This is a genomic window from Microbulbifer sp. ABH2_005, assembly GCF_056160005.1.
In genome coordinates, this window is sequence record NZ_JBSWWI010000001.1 from 1662544 (window position 1) to 1682434 (window position 19891).

Consider the following 19891-nt stretch of genomic DNA (forward strand, 5'->3'; position numbering starts at 1 on the left):
ATAATAAACGAGCCACCGCCGTCATTGGCTGGCGGTGGCAATACTGGAGTCTAGGCTTGGGTAGTGAGGTATTGCAGGATATCGACTATCTGTGCAGGGTTCTGGGCCCAGGCCTGCGCTGAACCATCGACCTCTTTTAAGGCGTGTATCAGGGATTCATCATGCAGGGTAATATATGGTTTTCCCAGGGCCGCGCAGTAGCCTGCATCAAATGCAGCGTTCCATTGCTTGTACTTTTCACCAAAGCGAATAATGGCCAGGTCACAGCTCTCAATCGAGTGTTTGATGCGAATGGCATTGACTTTAGCCGACTTATGATCCCGCCAGAAGGAGTTGGACTCCTGGCCAAGACCATCACCGGCAGCGTCACTAGCATCGTGATCGGTAACTGCGGATGAGAAGGTGATGTCCAATCCCTGCTTCTTGCAACCCTCGATGATTTGGGTTCTCCAGTCAGAATGAATTTCACCGGAAAGGTACACTCTTAGCTTCATAAAGCCGCCTCCTAGGGTAATTAATGCTTTGCATCGTATAGTTGCTGCGTATTTTACATGATGCCATGGGGAGGAGGGAAAGGCGCTGGGGTGGTACTGGCGGTGATCCTTACAATGGATAATGGGCAGGCCTTTATGTCTGCCCATAAGGCCTGCCCACTCGAACTGGCTTTTGCTTTGTCTTAGAGCTTTTGCTGGATAAAAGTAACCTTTTCGGGAGCTTTACCCGCAGGTAGTCGGGTGGAATGCATTTGGGTGAGTAACCAGTTCCCATCTACCTTCGCCAGGACTGCACTCTCAAGCCAGATAACCTCTTCGCTGTTGTTTTTCTGGGTAAAGTTAGCTTTGTTCCAGTAATTCACAGTGAGTAGATCGCCCTGTTGTTCGTAGTTGATGATGCTGAAGTAATTCGTTCTGGTATAGCCAGAGGGCTTAACCACTTTAACCAGATCCTCTATGGTCCAGATTTCGCCGTGTTCCAATAGAATGAAGGAATCGGTAACCGTACTTCTCATTGCCTGATGATCAAACTTCGACATAGCCGCGAAAAGCTTGTCGATAGTGTTGAATGCTTCCGGTCTCTTCTCGGCATGGCTAGTGGCTGTCGCAAATAGTAGTAAAAAGATAAAGAACGTTCTGGCCATAACAGGTATCTCCCTATACTCGTTGGTGTTGATGGTAATCCTTGCAGGATTGCAACGATTATATCTTTGTAGAGCAATAACCAGTCAATGCTGGTTTGTAAAGGGTATTTCTTAATTAGCGATCGGGAGTGGACGCAGCTAATGTTAACAAAGCTTGGCACTGAGTGATAATGGCGCTTGAATCACAGAGTTCTTTTTTGGCACTCCATTGCAGAGCATACCAAAGTACACATAGGTATTTGTAAATTAACCGCCAGTGGTGCAGCCGCTGCCAGTCATTACTGTCTAGTGTTCGTTGAAGATAAATAGCTAGTAATTGTTGTTGCTGTGCTGTGGATAGATGGTGTTCTTCGACTAGTGCGGCAAGGTCATAAAACCGATCCCCCATGGAGGCATATTCCCAATCGATAGCGATAAGCTGCCCGCTACTGCTTGTAATTAGGTTTTCTTTGGTCAGGTCGTTGTGGCAAAGGCAGGGGTTATCATGAAGAGCCTTTGTTGCATTAAAGCTGGTTGATAATTCACTGTGCAACTGTTGTAGAAGTGGATAGAAATCGGCTTGAGTATCAATTGATGACCAATAGTGGTCAATCTTCAGTTCAATATCGAGTTGACTGTCTATTGCCGGGAGAGAGTGAATATTACGGAGCAGTTTGGCAAGTCGTTCCAAGGCACCGGCGGTCTCTTTGTGCCAGGGCTGGCCCTGAATAAATTCTGTTACCAAATATTGGTATTGAGGATCACTGTAAACAAGGGGCGCACAGAGCCCGGCATGACTGGCTCTGCTGAGGACTTGGGCTTCAGCTGCCCGGTTCAGGTCCATCGCCTGGCTGAGAGGAGAGTTATGGCGTACAACCAGAAGCTTTTCCCCTGTTGAGACTAGATAGGTTCTATTGGTTTGCCCGCCTGCCAAAGCCCGTATAAAAATTGGCCTGGACTGGCTCCAGAGATGCCAGTCGCAGGGAATAATATCATTCTGAGTATTGCTCATAGGCACTGGGGGCTAGATCGCATCGCTGTTAAGCGTTGGAAACTTGGCCGCTTTTTGCAGGGGTAAACCGGATTTGCTCATCTTGATTCTGCCTGTTATAGATGGATTTCCATTGGAAAAAACCAATAACAACCAACACCACGTAGAGCAAAAACAACAGCGCGGTAAGGTAGAGCCCTCTATCCAGGTAGAGATAGATAGAGGCTCCATCCACCACAATCCAGTAGATCCAGTTTTCCAAGACCTTGCGTGTCACCATATAGGTGGTCACCACGGCTCCCAGGGTGGTGAAGGAATCGAGATAGGGTAGGGCGGCGCTGGTAAAGTTATCTAGTAGATAACCGAATACCAGGGTTAGTATGGCAACACCACTGAACACTATTAAGTGGGTTTGCAGTCCCCACCGGTGAATCTTAAGATCTTTGTTTTTATCCCTGTGGTGGCGCCATTGCCACCAACCATAAACAGCCATAACTAGATAGAAAATCTGAAGTGCGGACTCCATCAGCAGGCTGACATCCCAGAATAAAACCAAATAGATTGCGGTACTGGCGAATGCGGCATACCAGCAGCTGATTTTCTCGCGCATCGCCAGTAACAGGTAGGCGAGGGCCAGAATAACTGCTGCAACTTCCCACAGGGACATGGCTGCAATTGAGGTGCGAATAGTTTCAAGAAGCTCGGGGTCAAGCATGGGATTCTGCCGGGGCTAGGTCGCCATCGATAAATTTACAAACAAAAATGGCGCGTCCAAACTGCTCGTAGGATTTACGCATTTCTATTTTTAGGATATCCATTAGTAAATCATACTCACCAAATACCTGAGTGCTCATGGTATTGGTGATCACTCTCAGTCCTGAATGACTATTCAGACGTTCAATAAAATCTTGAATACTGGGGATGTACTCATCTTTTAGTGGGTACATGCTGATTTCTACAGAGAGTTGCATAGTTTTCCCCATTGTTCGCAAAGGGCCTAGTGGTAACGATTCTTAATTCTTCGCTACCTAACCAGATTAAGCCCGTGAAGAGCAGGTACGCTATGTATCTAATATTTCACGGGCAGTTATTGGAGGTTGTCGGCTACATTACCGATGATTTGTTAGAAAGCATAACTACCGGTTACCCCGGCAATACGTGGTTCACCCTGTTGATAGTAAGCTTCTGAAGCATAGCCATTAACTGGATTGTTGCCGAAATAGAAGCCCCTGGTGTTGTAATCTTTGTCGGTCAGGTTTCTACCCCATAGGGAGACTTCCCAGTTGTCAGCCCGATAAGTGAGGCGGGCGTTGAGCAATTCGTAGGCAGTGGATTTTTCATTATGGCTATTGGAGAAGTAAAACTCATCTTTGCCTTCCAATTCCAGACGCAGTACCCAGTGGGCACTGAGATCAATCTCGGTGCCAGTGAAGAACTGATAGCTTGGTGCATGAGCTACATCACGGCCATCCAGATTTACCGGTAGCACTATACCGGTTTCTTTGTCCTTCTCCGTGTCTACGTGGGTGCTACTAATAAAGTCCTCAAACTCGGCGTTTAACCAGCCTGCAGAAGCGAAGAGGCGTACAGTTTCCGTAGCCTGGAAATTTATTTCCGCCTCAAAGCCATAAGTTTTACCGCCCGCTGCGTTGCCCAGATACTCTCTAAACTTTTTACTCTCAGGGTTGAAAAGTGATTGTTTGGCTTGAACATCGTTGCGATCCTGGTAGAAGGCCGCTAGCTGGGCCTGTAAACGGTTACCCAGCCAATTGCCTTTGGCTCCAAGTTCGTAGTTAAGCAAATGCTCTGTATCGAACTCGAACATCTCACGGTAAGCTTCTACATTACCCGCAAACTCTGCGATGATCGCCCCGTTCACCCCCCCTGCCTTATAGCCACGTGAAACGGTGGCGTACAGTAAAGTGTCCTCGGAATAATGATATTCCAAGGTTATATTTCCACCCCACAAGTCCTCACTGCTATCTGCTTTGGTGGCATAGGAATCAGAATAATCCGCACTACGCCTTTCCAGGCGAAGCCCGCTAATCAGGTTGAAGGTGTCGCTCAGTGTGGTGCTCAGCTGCCCATAAACTGCGCTGTTTTTGGTATCAAACTCACTGCTAAAAAAGCTGTATTCAGTGATTGTACCTCCAGTTACTCCGGAAGCCTGCAAGAGGTCTTCTTGTTCTTGGCGATGATAAACACCGAGTACCCAGCTAGTGCGCCCTGCAAAGAGTTTGGAGGCCTCGGTGGAGAGCAGGCGTAGATCCAGGCTGGTATTGTCCTTGTCCCGCTGGTAATTGTCAGTTTGGCTGTACTCCAAAGGATGAATGCCGGTATAGCTCCAGTCTTCATCGTATCCGTATTCGGTATCGGAATTGGCGAGGCTTAGGGTGGTTTCAAGAATAAAATTTTGGTTACCCGACCACTGCCCAGTTAAAGCGCCTGCCCAGCTTTCCTGCTGGTCCCGACCGGGCTTGTCGGAGAGGGTTTCGCGGGTATTGTATAAAGAGAAGGCATCGTAGCCGTTATCGGCATCAAGGTAGAAGAGTGTCAGGCCGAGCTGTAAGTCGTCACTCGGTGAGTAAGCCAGTTTGCCACGCAGCACGGACTCATCAATATTGTTGGTGTCATCGCGGCCCAGGTACTGGTTTTCCATATAGCCATCGGACTTTCGCTCGCTGGCGGCAATACGAAAGCCAAGCTGGTTGGTCAGGCTGCCGCTGCCAATGGCAGAGAGGCTGCGGCCACCATATTCACTCAGTTCGGCAGAGACCTTGCCTGTAGTTTCTGAAGTGGGTGCCGCACTGCGCATATTGACCAGGCCCGCCAGGGCATTAGCACCATACAGGGTGCCTTGAGGGCCTCGGAGGATCTCTACCTGTTCGATATCCAGGGTGCTGGCAGCCAGGCCAAGACCAGTGAAGTCGATCCCGTCAATGACCAAACCTACGGAAGGATTAACTGGGTCGATAAACTGGCTGCGCTCACCAATACCGCGAATCTGAATAAAGCGTCCTCGTGAAGCGCCAGTAGAGAAGTTGACATTTGGTGCCATATTCAACAGCTGGTCCAAGTTGCCAGCACCTCGCGCCTCAATACTGCTAGCGTCCATTACACTGACGCTGCCTGGCAGCTCGAGCAGGTTGGTATCGCGCAGTTGAGCCGTCACTACCACCTCTTCAAGCCCCCTGTCCATGGGCTCTGCAGCTAAAGCTAATCCACTAGGCGAGCCCGCAATAAGGCCGATGGATAAAGCAATCGGGTGGATTGTGAACAGTTTCTTCATGGTTCTCTCTCGGATCAACACTAATGAAAGAGACCCGGAGCGCGACGAGGGAAGGGCTTTGGCATGCCTACCTATTCCTACGCCGGTATTAACCGGATCAGGTTCAAGGGTTTGCTCAAAAGATCTTCTTGATCTCGCAGCATCTCAGGCCTTGGCCACCCCTTAGGTTTTTGCGGGCGCGATGATAGCAGATGTTTCGCTCATTATGGGAAGAAGGCACTCTTAACCTTCGAGCTTGGGTTTCTATGGGACGTTTTGGGTATGGGTGGTAGTGTTATAGGGATTGGAGGGGCGTGATAGTCAGTGTTCCTCCTTGTTATTCCCTTTCTTCCAAAGCTTGGGTTAATGTAGAGGGGACGTTTCTGCATAGATGAATATTAAATATAATTTCAGGCCGCAGGTGCGAGGCTATAGCTAGTTTTAGCTTAGATTTAGAGGTTGGTGTAAAAATGAAAAATTGCCCTGATTGTAATGAGAAGCCCATAGCTTTGATTGGCTGGTGTAGTGGCATCAATTCGATACAGTGTACCTGTAAAAGTTGCGGTGCGGTCTTGTCGGCGAATCTTGTAACTTGGGGAGTGCTGATTGCCATTGTTGTCGCGATGTGCGCAGTGGCTTATGTTTCATTGGTTCACTTCGATGTGCATTTTAAACAGGATCGATGGTTGTTAATGGGTTTGATCTCTTTTCCAGTTCTTATTGGGTCATTGCTGGGATACTTGGTCGGTGGCTATAAAGTAAAGGGAAGGAGCCTCTAGTGAGCGGTTTAGGTTTTACTTCTCTACAGTGGTAAATTGGTAGATAGCATTCTATGGAATTGGTGATACAGAATAGAATAAAAACACTTGAGGCTGAGAAGGGCATAGAAATTTTGTATGCCTGTGAATCTGGCAGCCGGGCATGGGGCTTTGAGTCACTAGATAGTGACTGGGATGTGCGTTTTATTTACAAGCGAGATCTTAACCACTAACTGACTCTTGGAAACCCAAGAGATGTTGTGGAGGTGCCCTTTGATAAAGCGCTAGGTGATGAGCTTGATCTGGTTGGTTGGGATATCAGCAAAGCATTGGGTTTGTTACGGGGAAGCAACCCGACATTGATTGAATGGTTGTTCTCTCCAAAAGTTTATCTCAGTCATCAAGCGTTTTTGGATGAACTTCGCAGCCTTGCCAAAAAATGCTGGCAACCAAGAGCCTTGGCGCACCATTATATAAGTATGGGATTTAATTGTTACTCCAAATTTACTCGAAAAAATGATGAGGGTTCCAAAGAAATTCAAGTCAAAAAACTGCTTTATGTAATGCGTTCTATCCTAAATGCACTTTATATAAAAAGATTTATGGCTATTCCCCCTGTCGATTTTATGCAGATGTGCAAAGAGCTGCTGGTGAATGCACAAGAGGAATGGTTGCTGCAGTTGATATCCAGTTTGATTGAGAAGAAGAAGGGCTGGACGAAGGCAGTCTTGTCGTTCTGGATGCCCGCCTTGATAACTGGATTCAAGAAAATTTGGACCGTGGGGTGGCCAACTCAATTGAGGAGCGACCTAAGATGGATATAGCGGATTTTGATAGACTTTTTCACCGAGTGCTAGGCATTTAATATTGGGTGACGCATTTAACGTTAAATATTGATCCATAGTTTGTGCTCGGTGAAAGTGTCTAAAATATTGGGCTTTTCGTCGGGCGCTCATTGCATATCACTGTTCAGAGCTTAGCCTGGCCAGAGAAAAATCCTTCCGAGGCATTTTTTAGCTCATATTATTCATAAGCTGTTCATGCTGCTTTCAATATTCTTTTAAGTGATGTTTGGGGCTAGGGTGCCCCTATTAATGTTAATCACTTCATGGAAGGAAGCATCTTATGACTGAGGAAGAAAAAAGGGAGAGAGCTAGAGGGCGCTGGAGGCGCCTGCGCTCCACTTTGGCAACGCTAGGGCTTTTAGGCCGCTCAAGAGGGGCAAAAATGGTAGCCACTCCTTATTGGCCAGAAGTGCATCATCCCAACCATCAGGCGACCCATGGCCGCAATGGCAATGTCCGTTATCTCTCCGACCGAGACAGGCTGAAACACCGCGCAACATTTACAGGAAACACGCTGGTTATTCCTCCGCAAAGAAGGTTTGAGCTGGGTATCCTGCAAAATACGGCGGGCAATATTATTTATGTTGTGGATTCACAGCGAAATTTCTATGTCGGACGAAAAAACTTAGGTCATTTTCATCATTCCTCATTTATGGCAGGTGGTCCGGTCTTAGGTGCAGGAACCATTGTGCTGGGTGCCGGCTATCAAATACTCGAGGTCAATAACCACAGTGGCCACTATCGGCCAGGTGCTCGGGAATTAAAGCGGGTGGCGCTTGCTATTAGCTCACTCGGTGGGGATTTGAATCAGATACCATTTCGTGTATCGGGAGCGGGGCCCGATGTTGTTTATGGGAATGGGTTGGCGCTTCTGGATGCGGCGGTTTAAATAATTGAGGGCAGTAGTTTCTTTGAGAGGAGAAGGTGCTAGTTTGAGAGCGGGTTGACGTGGGACTTTGACGTCGGGTATTGGCATAGAAGAGTGGTAGGGGAGAACAGTGTGCCCTAGTCAATGAAGCTAGGGCACACTTAACGTGGCGTAGGCTTTAGAAGCGTCTGCGGAACATCGGCAGAGGTTGGTCCACACCAGATTGATAGCTATCCCCGAAATCGTGTAAGGACTCTTTCAGGCTGGTGAGAGGCTGCTCGCCTTCGAAAGCGTAGGCATTAAAGCCGCAGCGCTGAAGGTAAGTGAGCTGGTCACGCATAAAGCCGCCCACCGCGCGCAGCTCTCCTTTGAAGCCAAAGCGTTCGCGAAGCAAACGACCGGCAGAAAACCCGCGGCCGTCGGCGAAGGCGGGGAAGTGAATCGCAATCAAGGGTAAATTTGCGGCTTCGCCGCCGATAAGCTCTGCACTTTCGTCGCTGCCTAGCCAGACGCCGACTTCAGCACTGCGCTTGGCCAGGGCCTCCCGGTGTGCCTGCCACTGATGCAACGGCAGAATCACTTTGCCGGAGGGCAAAGCGTTTATATCAAACGTTTCCCCTTCTTCCAGCTGCGGCAGTATCTTCCACTCATTAGTGACCACTTCACCGTTGAGAATTAACTCGGTGGGGTTGCCCGGCTGTGGGCCTAGCTTAACTGGCTTTGGCATAGACTCTCTCCTTGAAGGGCTGCAGGCCGATGCGATTGTAGGTGTCGATAAAGGGCTCTTCAGCCTGGCGTTGTTCGATGTAGAGATCGAGGATCTTGCCGATTACTTCGGGAACTTCAGCCCGTGAGAAACTGGGGCCCAGTACCTTGGCCAGGCTGGCTTCGTTGGAGGCGCTGCCGCCCAGCTGGATCTGGTAGAACTCTTCGCCCTTCTTATCCACGCCGAGGATGCCGATATGGCCCACATGGTGGTGGCCACAGGCATTCATACAGCCGGAAATATTCAAGTTCAGGTCGCCAAGGTCGTAGAGGTAATCCATATCGTCGAACTGACGCTGGATCGCTTCGGCAACAGGGATCGACTTAGCATTGGCCAGGGAGCAGTAATCGCCACCTGGGCAGCAGATCATATCGGTAAGGGTGCCAATATTCGGCGTGGCAAAGCCGTGTTTGCGCGCCTGTTGCCACAGCTCGTAAAGCTCGCCTTGTTCCACATCGGCCAGAACCACGTTTTGATCGTGGGTAGCGCGGGCTTCTCCGAAACTAAAGGCATCGGCGAGATCGGCAATGGCCTCCAGCTGTCGGTCGGTGACATCACCGGGGGGCACACCGGTAGGTTTGGTGGAGAGCTTGATGGCGCGGTAACCCGGCACCCGGTGAGGGTAGGTGTTGCGATCCAACCAGCGCGCGAAAGCCTTGTCGCTATCGGCCTGTTGCTGTAGGGCAGCTTCACTGGCGGCGCCATCAAAGGTCTTGTAGTCGGGCGCGGTGAAGAAGGATTTGGCCCACTGCAGAGCTTCTGGGGTCAATTTCTCTACCCCGTCTTTAATGTGCTGCCACTCTTCTTCCACACGGCGACCAAATTCTTCGGGGCCTAGAGCTTTCACCAGAATCTTAATACGCGCCTTGTACTTGTTGTCGCGGCGGCCCAGCTGATTGTACACGCGCACAATCGCTTCCAGGTAGGAGAGCAGGTCTTCTTCCGGTAGGAAGTCGCGGATCGTCTCGGCAATAACCGGTGTGCGGCCCTGACCGCCGCCAACCAGCACCTGGAATCCAATTTCTTCGCCGCGCTTCACAATTTGCACGCCGATGTCGTGTACACGAATCGCGGCGCGGTCCTGCTCGGAGCCACTCACCGCGATCTTGAACTTGCGCGGCAGGAAGGCGAATTCCGGGTGGAAGGTGGACCACTGGCGAATCAGTTCACAGTAGGGGCGCGGATCGGCAATCTCGTCGAGAGCGATGCCCGCATAGGGGTCAGAGGTGGTGTTGCGGATACAGTTGCCGCTGGTTTGAACTGCGTGCATTTCCACTTCGGCCAGCTCGGCCAGAATAGCGGGTACATCTTCCAGTTGGGGCCAGTTGTACTGCAGGTTCTGGCGCGTGGTGAAATGCGCGTATCCTTTGTCATAGTCCCGGCTGACGCGCGCGAGACGGCGCAGCTGGCTGCTGTTGAGCAGGCCGTAGGGCACGGCGATGCGCAACATGGGGGCCAGTCGCTGAATATAGAGGCCATTTTGCAGGCGCAGTGGCAGGAATTGTTCCTCACTCAACTCGCCGGCGAGGTAACGTTCCGTCTGGCCGCGGAACTGGGCAACGCGATCGTTAATGATGGCGCGATCCCGGTCGTCGTATCGATACATAACAGCTTGATTCCATTGCCTTTGTGCGCGGATGGTGGAGAAAGGGGCAAGCCCCGGATGGTTCTCCGCTGGCGCCTAACATACCAGTACGCTTATGCAATAAATAACAATATTTTCCGCTATGTCTGTAACCAACAGTTATAAGAGGACTACCGCTGGGTTAGTACTTAGTGGAACTGGCAAGTAAGCGCTTTCTGTTTCCGCTGACCGTATTTGATTGCGGTTGCTTCTGTGGATTATAGCGACAACATTTTCTGAGGGTTAGCTAGGCTATCTCGCATGAAGCTGAGGAGTGCCTCTAGGAAGGAAATCTGCGGTGTTCACCTCTAGGGTCTTCGATAGTGGTCATGAGCGTGTTATGGAGGTCTCTAGCCAAAGAATCTAGAGAGGAAGGGGCACGTTGAGGTGAGCGGGTTCCAGATTGATGAAAATCTGATCATATTGGCTAGGTAGCTATAGCAGCTTTAGCTGGATTCTATTGCTTGAGTCCCCTCGTGTATTCTCTGCGAGAATGAATCCATCATCGCTAACAGCAAGACAAGAGACTCGATTCGAAGTTAATACAGCTGTAATTCGCTTGAAAAGAACGTAGATTTTGGCTGTAGCCCCCTTTCCAGTAATGGAGCTAATAATGAAGTTCTTGTAAGGTGGTATTCCATTGGTACTAGCTTTTCGTTACTGAGGCCTCACAAACGCACTCAATTCTCTACTCCCGTTCAAATCGTGTTTAATCAACATTTGGTTAAGCCGAAGAAGTCTTCAGATTAGCATTGAGACTTCGCCCAGTGTCCCGTCGGAAAGAAAAGGTGGAGAGTTTACTCGCTTCTCGTTCTTTTGTGAGTTCAGATCGATAAGCTTTCCACATAAATATTTATGTGGAGGAGTCTTTTCCTTTTTTTCATAGGGAGCTACAAAAGTATGATTTTTTTATTGTGGATCTTCACTGGGGAATTGTTTCCCGCTGTCCATTAAGACGCGTAAGCTTGGCAGCATTGATTAATGCTAAGCGCACGAATAACAACGGCACAGATGCTGTGACCGTCTTGCTGATCGGCCACGTTGAGAAAGTGATTGAGTGCAGCCTATCGGTGCAACTATCAGAAACTTCATGACAGCAATACCACAGGAATCACTATTTAATGTGCCGAGCTGAATGCACACGATAAAACTCCCAGTACAAGTGCCCTAAATTAACGCAAAGCCCCCCGAGATTACTAAAGTCTCATTATTGGCAGTAATGGTTAGGTTGATAAAGATACTGCTGGTAACAAACTTGTTTAAAGATTTGATGACCCAAACGGGTACCAGAATACACCGATTAGGAAATAGAAAAGATATAAATTCCGTGTTTATGAAGATGAAAAGCTTCACTCTGTATAACAATTCTCTTATCTCCCATATTGAGGTTGCTCATGTTTGTTTGAGTAAAGATTGCACATAAGAAACATGGCTGTGCAATTTGGATTGAAGCGGAAACTTAAATTAACTTCATAAAAGGAAATGTTATGCCATTACCAAAAGATATAAAAGAAATGGGGACTGCTGTTTACCCTGTTGGTGATTTTGATTTGGACTATCAAAATCCAAAGCCCCATGAAAATGGTAGCCGCTCTATTTTGACGATGAATGTATCGGTATATCTTGAGCTCGATTATCAGTCTAAGCACGATAAAGTAGTGCATGGATATTGCAGTAAAAATAATATCCAACAAAGAAATACTGATGGCAGCCAGATTTCTTACAAGGATAACCCCAGTGCGGATAGGGTGCTGAGTACCTTTTACAATGAGCGTGCAGAGACTGCTGCATTGATAGCAAAAGATTACTTTGTTGAACAGTGGTTAAAAGGAAAGACATTGCAGGAAAATGAGAAGATGTTTCCATCTGTACAAAGAGATGAGCAAGACGATGGTTATCATTATGATGTTACATGTTACTACACTCCGGAAACGACCTATGTAGTATTTCATTGCCATCCGCCGAAAAACATCAAGGTGACGCTCTAGTTAGAGCTTTAGTAAGTTGCTGCCTTAGGTAATGACGCTCTGCTGTTAACTCTTGCTGGATAGGGAATATGGTCTTCAAGGGAATAGCCATTTCTCTTGGAGGCTATATCATGCTTTTACTAAAGAAATTGCATAACTTTCTAAGGTGTGGAGTTAGTTGACAGTGTTAAACTTTTTATTAACTCTTATAACTGCAAACGGATCGCTGGCAAGGATGCATGCAGATGTGAATATAAAGAAGGGGGAATTTACACAACTCATGGAGCTTGTTGCAAGAGTTCCTGTGGTTTATATGGTGGAACTGGTTGCGGAGCCTTGCCAGGGGATGCGCAGCAATATCCCCAAATGATTTTCAATTAAGTATCGAAATTTCTGGTGCGCGCGAGAATATAGTTGTCGCCCTTAGCGCGGGTGCCTGTAATCATCTGAATTGCAATCGCAGTTTTATCGGTCATTAAATGCTAAATAAGGCAAGCCTGATCCCTATAAATGGATGGACCTACGATCCAACCCCGGCCCGCCTTGCAACTGAAGACTCAATTTGCTCTACTTGATATGTCGCTACTTGCGGCTCACCTACTTTGAATAACAATAATGGTAATCGGAGAAATTCGATGAATGAAGAAGTAGCTGTTACCCCTGAAGAAGACAATTTTGTAGATGCCATTGCCGCCGTGGCTCTCGTCGCTATCTTTGTTGTCACCTGTATTTTCTGGGTTTCCACCCGCTGATCCGCTATTCGTCCACTAATGAATAGCCCAGGCCCGGAGCTGAGCCGTACCGGGTAAATCCCCCCTTAAAGCTTATAAATTTTCTGAGCAATACTACCCTATGGGGCTAGCCACCTGGGTCGATAGGTATTTGTGCGGAGAATGCGCGATGTAGCGGGCTGGATGCCCGCATTCGGAAAGGGCAGGGATTCAACCCATATTGCCCAGTACAGTCTTTACGATCAGTATCAGAGTCAAGACAAACAAAATGGTGAAGACAATTCCAGCGACAACATAGTGGGTCATGCTGCCGCTTTGAAAGTCCTTCTCTCGGTTCTTGTTGCTCTGAACTCCAATGGCCCCCGCTAGAGTGCTCAGTACAATCTGGCCAAGTCCGGGCTTCCTTGCTCGTTTCTTATTATTTTCCTGCATGGGGGGATCCTCACTCTTCGAGATTTGGGCGCAGCCAGCGCTCCAGTTCCTGTTCACTAATTCCTTTGCGCTTGGCCAGACTTTGCAGCTGGTCCCGACCGATTTTACCGACATTAAAGTATTTGGCCTGCGGGTGGGCGAAGTACCAGCCGCTGACTGCGGCCGCCGGCATCATGGCGAAATGCTCGGTCAGGCTGACCCCCGCATTTTCTTCGGCATTCAATAGTTTGAACAGCGTAGCCTTTTCCGAATGGTCCGGACAGGCGGGATAGCCGGGCGCGGGGCGAATACCCTGGTAGGCTTCTTTGATCAGCTGTTCATTGCTTAATTCTTCATCCGCCGCATAGCCCCAGTACTCCTTGCGCACCTGGCGATGCAGGGTTTCGGCAAAGGATTCTGCCAGCCGGTCTGCCAGGGCTTTCACCATAATCGCGTTGTAGTCGTCGTGTTTGGCTTCGTAACTCTGCGCCAGTTCGTCGGCACCGATGCCGGTAGTTACCGCGAAGCCGCCGACATAATCGAGATAACCGGAATCCAGCGGGGCGACAAAATCCGCCAGGGAGCGGCACAGACCGTCGCCGCCCAGCTTGTGTACCTGCTGGCGAATATGGTGCAGACGCGCCAGTTCGTCGCTGCGCTCTTCATCTTTGTACACGATAATATCGTCGCCGACACTGTTGGCGGGCCACAGGCCGAACACGGCGCGGGCACGTAGCTGTTTCTTGGCAATCATCTCTTTCAGCAGGCGCTGGGCATTGTGATAGAGGTCGCTGGCAGCCTCACCGACCACTTTATCCTTGAGGATTGCCGGGTATTTACCCGCCAGGTCCCAGGATAAAAAGAACGGTGTCCAATCCAGAGTGTCGAGCAGGTTTTCCAGGGGAAAATCATCGATCACTGTGATGCCCAGTTTTTTGGGCTTTACGGGTTGGTAATTCTGCCAGTCGAACTCAGGGGCGCTATCGCGGGCTTCCGCATAGGTAAGGCGGGTGTCGTTACGCTTTCTATTGGCGGTGCGGGTGCGCACCTTTTCGTATTCGGCGCGGACCTTTTCAACAAAGGCCGGGCGAAGTTCATCGGAAATCAAGCTGCTGGCCACTCCCACGGCGCGGGAGGCATCGGCCACATAGACCACCTGGTTGCGATTGAACTGGGGATCAATTTTCACTGCGGTGTGTGCCTTGGAAGTGGTGGCACCACCAATCAGCAGCGGAATATCGAACTTCTGGCGCTCCATTTCCGCGGCGACATGCACCATCTCATCGAGGGAGGGGGTAATCAAACCGGATAGGCCGATAATGTCACAATTCTTTTCCCGGGCGGTTTGCAGAATAGTTTCTGCGGCCACCATCACGCCGAGGTCGATTACCTCGTAATTGTTACAGGCCAGCACCACCCCGACGATATTCTTGCCGATATCGTGCACATCGCCTTTTACCGTGGCCATAAGGATACGGCCGTTGGGCCGGCTGTCCTCGGTTTTTTCCGCTTCAATAAACGGTTGCAGATAGGCGACCGCCTGCTTCATAACCCGCGCGGATTTCACCACCTGGGGCAGGAACATCTTGCCTTCGCCAAACAGGTCGCCAACGATATTCATACCGTCCATCAGCGGACCTTCGATCACATCCAGGGGGCGGCTGCTATTGGCGCGGGCCTCTTCTGTGTCTGCCTCGATATAGTTGTTGATGCCTTTTACCAGGGAGTGCGCCAGACGTTCTTTGACCGGCAGCTCACGCCAGCTCAGGTCTTCCTTGCGCGCGGTGCCGCCGCCTTCCCCCATATATTTGGGGGCGATATCCAGTAGGGCTTCGGTGGATTCGGCATTGCGGTTAAGGATGACGTCTTCCACTTTCTCCCGCAGCTCTTCAGGAAGCTCGTCATAGACTGCCAGCTGACCGGCGTTGACGATGCCCATATTCAGGCCGGCCTTGATGGCGTGGAATAGGAATACCGAGTGGATGGCCTCGCGCACCGGGTTATTTCCGCGGAAGGAGAAGGAGACGTTGGAGACACCCCCACTGATTTGGGCACCCGGTAGATTTTCACGAATCCAGCGGCAGGCTTGGATAAAGTCCACCGCGTAATTGTTGTGCTCTTCAATACCAGTGGCGACGGCAAAAATATTGGGGTCGAAAATAATGTCGCTGGGGTTAAAACCGACTTCCTTCACCAGAACGTCGTAGCTGCGCTTACAGATTTCGATCTTGCGCTCAAAAGTATCTGCCTGGCCCTGCTCATCAAAGGCCATCACCACTACGGCGGCGCCGTAGCGCAGGCATAGTTGCGCTTTCTCGATAAACTCCTCTTTGCCTTCCTTGAGGCTGATGGAGTTAACGATGGGTTTACCCTGAATACACTGCAGGCCGGCCTCAATCACCTCCCACTTGGACGAGTCCACCATAAAGGGCACTTTGGCGATATCGGGTTCAGTAGCAGCGAGGTTGAGAAAACGGCGCATGGCGGCGTGCGCATCGAGCATCGCCTCATCCATATTGAAATCAATTACCTGCGCACCATCTTCCACCTGGGCGGCGGCGACCTGCAGGGCGGTATCGTAGTCCTCTTCCAGAATCAGTCGCTTGAAGCGGGCGGAACCGGTGACATTACAGCGTTCGCCCACATTGACGAAGAGGGCGGTCTCATCGGCGACAAACGGCTCCAGGCCGGACAGGCGCAAAGCTGGCTTGATCTCGGGCAGTTGGCGCGGAGGGATATCGGATACCGCTTCTGCAATGGCGCGGATGTGTTCCGGCGTGGTGCCGCAGCAACCACCGAGAATATTGATAAAACCACTGCGGGCAAACTCTGCCACAATCGCTGCGGTTTGCTCCGGGGTTTCGTCGTACTCGCCAAACTCATTGGGCAGGCCGGCATTGGGGTGTGCGGAAACATAAGTGGCGCAGGCGCCAGATAAAGCCTCCACATAGGGGCGCAGTTCGGTGGCGCCCAGGGCACAGTTAAGGCCAACGGAAATGGGTTTGGCGTGGGCGATGGAATAGTAAAACGCCTCGGTGGTCTGCCCGGAAAGAGTACGCCCGGAAGCATCGGTAATGGTGCCGGAGATCATAATCGGCAATTCGAAGCCCAGTTCCTCAAACAGCTGCTGCATGGCGTAGATAGCTGCCTTGGCATTGAGGGTGTCGAAGATAGTTTCGATCAGGATCAGGTCACTGCCGCCCTCGATCAGGGCGCGGCCGGCTTCCACATAGTTGTGTACCAGCTCGTTGAAAGTCACATTACGCGCGCCCGGGTCGTTGACATCCGGGGAAATACTCGCGGTGCGCGAGGTAGGGCCGATCACGCCGGCTACCCAGCGGGGGCGCTCTGGAGTGGAGAGGGCGTCCGCCGCAAGGCGGGCCAGTTCCGCTGAGGTGCGGTTCAGCTCCACCACCAAATGTTCCATGTCGTAGTCAGACTGGGACAGCTCGGTCGCATTAAAAGTATTGGTTTCGATAATATCGGCGCCGGCTTCCAGGTACTGCCGGTGGATCTGTTCGATCAGCTCTGGGCGGGTAATGCTTAATAGATCGTTATTGCCTTTCAGGTCCCGGTGGAAGTCGGCGAAGCGAGCGCCGCGGTAATCTTCCTCCTGCAATTTTTCCCGCTGGATCATGGTCCCCATAGCGCCGTCCAGTATCAGGATGCGCTGAGTGAGCGCGACTTTGAGTTGCTGCAGACGTTGATTGCGGGACAGCGCAGACATTGACCAATCCTTATTTGTCGATGGCGGGAAAGGCATCAATCTTAGCACAGGGATGCTTGCCAACAGGGGCTAAATTTATGGATAAAAACTGCTGCGACACAATAACCGGTAATTTTTTACTAAGGGTGTGCAATTTCTATCTATAGTTTGGCCTTCAACAGACATAAAAACCCAGGGGAGAGCCTGCTTCGCTAATGGTACAGAAGGCTGTACCAATTGAAAGGTTGGCTCCAGGAAGGAGAAAAAATCGTGCAATCAAAGGATAAGAATCGCCGGGTAGTATTGGCAGCCCGGCCCGAAGGGGCGCCGAGCGAAGATAACTTCAGTATTGAGGAAGTGGGGCTGCCCGAGCCTGCTCGTGGTGAAGTGTTGTTGCGCACCGTATTCCTCTCTCTGGACCCCTATATGCGCGGCCGTATGAGTGATGCCAAGTCCTACGCTGAGCCGGTACCCCTGGGCGGCGTTATGGTGGGGGGTACCGTGAGTCGGGTGCTTGAGTCACACCTGGAAGGGTTCGAGGAGGGCGACTGGGTGCTGGGTTACTGCGGCTGGCAGGACTATGCGGTCTCCGATGGCGAGGGCTTGGTCAACTTGGGTAAAAATCCCAGTCACCCTTCCTATGCCCTTGGCGTTTTAGGTATGCCGGGTATCACCGCCTATTTCGGACTGTTGGAAATTGGCCAGCCCCAGGCAGGGGACACCTTGGTTGTCGCCGCAGCCACCGGCCCGGTGGGTTCCACCGTGGGGCAGATCGGCAAAATAAAAGGATGCCGGGTGGTTGGTATTGCCGGCGGAGCAGAAAAATGCCGCTACGCGGTGGAGGAGCTGGGTTTTGATATTTGCCTCAACCACCGCGCCGAAGAGTTTCCCGAGCAACTGGAGGAGGCCTGTCCGGATGGTGTGGATGTGTATTTCGAGAATGTGGGGGGAGATGTATTTGATGCGGTTTTACCGCTTCTCAATGACTTTGCCCGGATTCCGGTGTGTGGACTGGTTGCACATTACAACGCCACTTCCCTGCCTGAAGGCCCGGATCGCCTGAGCCTGTTAATGCGTGAAATCCTGACGAAACGTCTGAAAATCGAGGGGTTCATTATTTTTGATCAATATGAGCGTTTCGGTGATTTTATTACCGGTTTGAGTCGATGGGTTAATGAAGGCAAGATCAAATACCGCGAAGATTTGGTCGAGGGGTTGGAAAAAGCACCCCGAGCCCTGATGGGGCTGTTGAAGGGAGAGAATTTTGGCAAGGTCGTAGTGCGTTTGGGCACCGATGACTGATAGCGGACTTTTATAAATCAAAGGGCACCAGGGAGGTCGCCGATGAAAATATTAGTAGTTCTGACATCACACGATAAGTTGGGCGATACCGGCAAGAAAACCGGTTTTTGGCTGGAGGAGTTTGCCGCGCCTTACTACACCTTCAAGGATGCCGGGGCGGAAGTTACCCTGGTCTCTCCCAAGGGAGGACAACCGCCACTGGACCCAAAAAGTGACGAGCCAGACTCCCAGACCGACGCCACGCTGCGTTTCCGCCAGGACCCTGAAGCCCAGCAGGCGCTGGCCAATACCGGTAAGCTTGCGGATGTGAAAGCGTCGGACTTCGATGCGGTTTTCTATCCAGGAGGTCATGGTCCCCTGTGGGATCTTGCAGAGGACAAGGACTCCATTGCCTTGATTGAAGCGTTTTATGGGGACGGAAAGCCGGTAGGCGCCGTGTGTCATGCCCCTGCCGTGTTTCGCCATACCCGGCGCAAAGATGGACATCCCCTGGTTTCCGGCAAGAGTGTCACCGGTTTTAGCAACTCCGAGGAGGAAGCGGTGGGGCTGGTGGATGTGGTGCCTTTCCTGGTGGAGGATATGCTCAAAGATCGCGGCGGCAACTATTCCAGCGAAGAGGATTGGGCACCCTACGTGGTTGTAGATGGCAAGTTGGTCACGGGTCAGAACCCCGCTTCCTCGGAAGATGTAGCGCAAACCCTGATGGGAATGATTCCTGTTTGAGGCATCCTCGGGAGGGGGCTGCCAAGGGCTGTCACCTCCCGAAAAACACACCGGTTTCACTCAAGCGCTTCTGAGAGTAAAATACCCGACAAAGAAGCTCGGTTATTTGAGAAGGCTTATGTCAGAACTGAATGTCACCATCACCGAATCCGCGCAGGAGTACCTGAAAGAGCTGCTGGCCAAGCAGGACTGTGAGGGAATCGCGATTCGTATGTTTGTCTCCAACCCCGGTACACCCAGTGCCGAAACCTGCATCGCCTACTGTCGCCCCGGTGAGGAAGAGCCAGAGGATGTGATGATGGAGATGAATGGTCTCAAGGCCTATTTCGAAGGCCGCAGCGTGCCGTACCTGGATGATGCCCGGGTTGACTACTCCTCCGACAAAATGGGTGGCCAGCTCACTATCCGCGCGCCCAACTCACGCATGCCCAAGATCACCGATGACAGCCCCATTGAAGACCGTATCAACTATGTACTCTTCAATGAGGTGAACCCCAGCCTAGCGGCCCACGGTGGCCAGGTGAGCCTGGTTGAGGTCACAGAGGACAAGTTTGCCATTTTGAAATTCGGTGGTGGCTGTCAGGGTTGCGGCATGGTGGATATGACCTTGAAAGAGGGCGTTGAGAAAACCCTGAAAGAGAAAATCCCCGAGCTAGCCGGCGTTAAAGATATTACCGATCACACGGATAAGTCTCAGGCTTATTACTAAAAAATAGCTCTTTTCTCTTCTTCACTCTCTCGTTGAGTGGATTAAAAGGCGAAGTATCTCTTCGCCTTTCTTCTTGCTATCCCGCTTCTTTACGTTACCGCCCAG

The 19891-nt window shown here is 50.8% G+C and carries 16 protein-coding genes, 1 pseudogene and 1 riboswitch; of the genes and pseudogenes, 7 read left to right on the forward strand and 10 right to left on the reverse strand.

Translation table 11 applies throughout. From position 1 onward, the window contains the following. Positions 1-50 precede the first annotated feature (50 nt). From ACXAFI_RS07280 to ACXAFI_RS07305, 6 genes are all read right to left on the reverse strand, one after another. A complete protein-coding gene (locus tag ACXAFI_RS07280) occupies positions 51-494 on the reverse strand; it encodes a YtoQ family protein (RefSeq protein WP_475108258.1) in 444 nt (147 codons plus the stop codon). 182 nt (positions 495-676) lie between these two features. After that, positions 677-1138 carry a nuclear transport factor 2 family protein gene (locus ACXAFI_RS07285; protein ID WP_475108259.1) on the reverse strand — a complete coding sequence of 154 codons (462 nt, stop codon included), beginning with the start codon at positions 1136-1138 and terminating at the stop codon, positions 677-679. 115 nt (positions 1139-1253) lie between these two features. Further along, positions 1254-2129, reverse strand: coding sequence for a phosphotransferase (locus ACXAFI_RS07290; protein ID WP_475108260.1), 876 nt, complete (start codon positions 2127-2129; stop codon positions 1254-1256). Between the two features lie 28 nt (positions 2130-2157). Further along, on the reverse strand, positions 2158-2823 hold the full coding sequence (gene pnuC, locus ACXAFI_RS07295; protein WP_475108261.1) for a nicotinamide riboside transporter PnuC: 666 nt from the start codon (positions 2821-2823) through the stop codon (positions 2158-2160). Next, a complete protein-coding gene (locus tag ACXAFI_RS07300) occupies positions 2816-3079 on the reverse strand; it encodes a hypothetical protein (protein ID WP_475108262.1) in 264 nt (87 codons plus the stop codon). The genes pnuC and ACXAFI_RS07300 overlap by 8 nt, the downstream gene beginning before the upstream one ends. A gap of 152 nt (positions 3080-3231) precedes the next feature. Beyond that, positions 3232-5397 carry a TonB-dependent receptor gene (locus tag ACXAFI_RS07305; protein WP_475108263.1) on the reverse strand — a complete coding sequence of 722 codons (2166 nt, stop codon included), beginning with the start codon at positions 5395-5397 and terminating at the stop codon, positions 3232-3234. A gap of 57 nt (positions 5398-5454) precedes the next feature. Then, positions 5455-5570, reverse strand: a riboswitch (TPP riboswitch). 638 nt (positions 5571-6208) lie between these two features. On the opposite strand from ACXAFI_RS07305, the pseudogene ACXAFI_RS07310 reads away from it, so the two are divergent. Beyond that, positions 6209-6958, forward strand: a pseudogene (locus tag ACXAFI_RS07310) (nucleotidyltransferase domain-containing protein). 301 nt (positions 6959-7259) lie between these two features. Next, the gene (locus ACXAFI_RS07315) at positions 7260-7868 is read left to right on the forward strand and encodes a hypothetical protein (RefSeq protein WP_475108264.1); all 609 of its coding nucleotides are present in this window, start codon (positions 7260-7262) and stop codon (positions 7866-7868) included. Positions 7869-8025: 157 nt separating this feature from the next. Here the strand turns inward: ACXAFI_RS07315 and ACXAFI_RS07320 are convergent, their stop codons facing one another. Both ACXAFI_RS07320 and ACXAFI_RS07325 read right to left on the reverse strand, forming a co-directional pair. Further along, on the reverse strand, positions 8026-8574 hold the full coding sequence (locus ACXAFI_RS07320) for a DUF934 domain-containing protein (RefSeq protein ID WP_475108265.1): 549 nt from the start codon (positions 8572-8574) through the stop codon (positions 8026-8028). Beyond that, positions 8558-10219, reverse strand: coding sequence for a nitrite/sulfite reductase (locus tag ACXAFI_RS07325; protein WP_475108266.1), 1662 nt, complete (start codon positions 10217-10219; stop codon positions 8558-8560). The genes ACXAFI_RS07320 and ACXAFI_RS07325 overlap by 17 nt, the downstream gene beginning before the upstream one ends. A gap of 1505 nt (positions 10220-11724) precedes the next feature. Here ACXAFI_RS07325 and ACXAFI_RS07330 point away from each other — a divergent pair. Both ACXAFI_RS07330 and ACXAFI_RS07335 read left to right on the forward strand, forming a co-directional pair. Then, positions 11725-12225, forward strand: a complete 501-nt coding sequence (locus ACXAFI_RS07330; protein ID WP_475108267.1) for a hypothetical protein — start codon at positions 11725-11727, stop codon at positions 12223-12225. A 157-nt stretch (positions 12226-12382) separates the two neighbouring features. After that, the gene (locus ACXAFI_RS07335; protein ID WP_475108268.1) at positions 12383-12574 is read left to right on the forward strand and encodes a hypothetical protein; all 192 of its coding nucleotides are present in this window, start codon (positions 12383-12385) and stop codon (positions 12572-12574) included. Between the two features lie 571 nt (positions 12575-13145). On the opposite strand, the gene ACXAFI_RS07340 is transcribed toward ACXAFI_RS07335, so the two are convergent. Continuing rightward, complete coding sequence (locus ACXAFI_RS07340; protein WP_475108269.1) at positions 13146-13481, reverse strand: DUF2970 domain-containing protein; 336 nt, start codon at positions 13479-13481, stop codon at positions 13146-13148. After that, positions 13378-17073, reverse strand: a complete 3696-nt coding sequence (gene metH / locus ACXAFI_RS07345; protein WP_475108270.1) for a methionine synthase — start codon at positions 17071-17073, stop codon at positions 13378-13380. Before metH ends, ACXAFI_RS07340 begins: the two co-directional genes overlap by 104 nt. A gap of 249 nt (positions 17074-17322) precedes the next feature. On the opposite strand from metH, the gene ACXAFI_RS07350 reads away from it, so the two are divergent. From ACXAFI_RS07350 to nfuA, 3 genes are all read left to right on the forward strand, one after another. After that, positions 17323-18354: an NADP-dependent oxidoreductase gene (locus tag ACXAFI_RS07350; RefSeq protein WP_475108271.1), complete on the forward strand. Its 1032-nt coding sequence runs from the start codon at positions 17323-17325 to the stop codon at positions 18352-18354. Positions 18355-18396: 42 nt separating this feature from the next. Further along, the gene (locus ACXAFI_RS07355) at positions 18397-19077 is read left to right on the forward strand and encodes a type 1 glutamine amidotransferase domain-containing protein (RefSeq protein ID WP_152453836.1); all 681 of its coding nucleotides are present in this window, start codon (positions 18397-18399) and stop codon (positions 19075-19077) included. A 118-nt stretch (positions 19078-19195) separates the two neighbouring features. Next, positions 19196-19786, forward strand: a complete 591-nt coding sequence (gene nfuA / locus ACXAFI_RS07360; protein WP_444922398.1) for a Fe-S biogenesis protein NfuA — start codon at positions 19196-19198, stop codon at positions 19784-19786. The last annotated feature ends 105 nt before the right edge of the window (positions 19787-19891 follow it).

What these genes read in the sequence shown, in the direction of transcription:
- ACXAFI_RS07280 (WP_475108258.1), bottom strand. Translation starts at nt 494, where the DNA reads ATGAAGCTAAGAGTGTACCTTTCCGGTGAAATTCATTCTGACTGGAGA.
- ACXAFI_RS07285 (WP_475108259.1), bottom strand. Translation starts at nt 1,138, where the DNA reads ATGGCCAGAACGTTCTTTATCTTTTTACTACTATTTGCGACAGCCACT.
- ACXAFI_RS07290 (WP_475108260.1), bottom strand. Translation starts at nt 2,129, where the DNA reads ATGAGCAATACTCAGAATGATATTATTCCCTGCGACTGGCATCTCTGG.
- pnuC (WP_475108261.1), bottom strand. Translation starts at nt 2,823, where the DNA reads ATGCTTGACCCCGAGCTTCTTGAAACTATTCGCACCTCAATTGCAGCC.
- ACXAFI_RS07300 (WP_475108262.1), bottom strand. Translation starts at nt 3,079, where the DNA reads ATGCAACTCTCTGTAGAAATCAGCATGTACCCACTAAAAGATGAGTAC.
- ACXAFI_RS07305 (WP_475108263.1), bottom strand. Translation starts at nt 5,397, where the DNA reads ATGAAGAAACTGTTCACAATCCACCCGATTGCTTTATCCATCGGCCTT.
- ACXAFI_RS07315 (WP_475108264.1), top strand. Translation starts at nt 7,260, where the DNA reads ATGACTGAGGAAGAAAAAAGGGAGAGAGCTAGAGGGCGCTGGAGGCGC.
- ACXAFI_RS07320 (WP_475108265.1), bottom strand. Translation starts at nt 8,574, where the DNA reads ATGCCAAAGCCAGTTAAGCTAGGCCCACAGCCGGGCAACCCCACCGAG.
- ACXAFI_RS07325 (WP_475108266.1), bottom strand. Translation starts at nt 10,219, where the DNA reads ATGTATCGATACGACGACCGGGATCGCGCCATCATTAACGATCGCGTT.
- ACXAFI_RS07330 (WP_475108267.1), top strand. Translation starts at nt 11,725, where the DNA reads ATGCCATTACCAAAAGATATAAAAGAAATGGGGACTGCTGTTTACCCT.
- ACXAFI_RS07340 (WP_475108269.1), bottom strand. Translation starts at nt 13,481, where the DNA reads ATGTCGGTAAAATCGGTCGGGACCAGCTGCAAAGTCTGGCCAAGCGCA.
- metH (WP_475108270.1), bottom strand. Translation starts at nt 17,073, where the DNA reads ATGTCTGCGCTGTCCCGCAATCAACGTCTGCAGCAACTCAAAGTCGCG.
- ACXAFI_RS07355 (WP_152453836.1), top strand. Translation starts at nt 18,397, where the DNA reads ATGAAAATATTAGTAGTTCTGACATCACACGATAAGTTGGGCGATACC.
- nfuA (WP_444922398.1), top strand. Translation starts at nt 19,196, where the DNA reads ATGTCAGAACTGAATGTCACCATCACCGAATCCGCGCAGGAGTACCTG.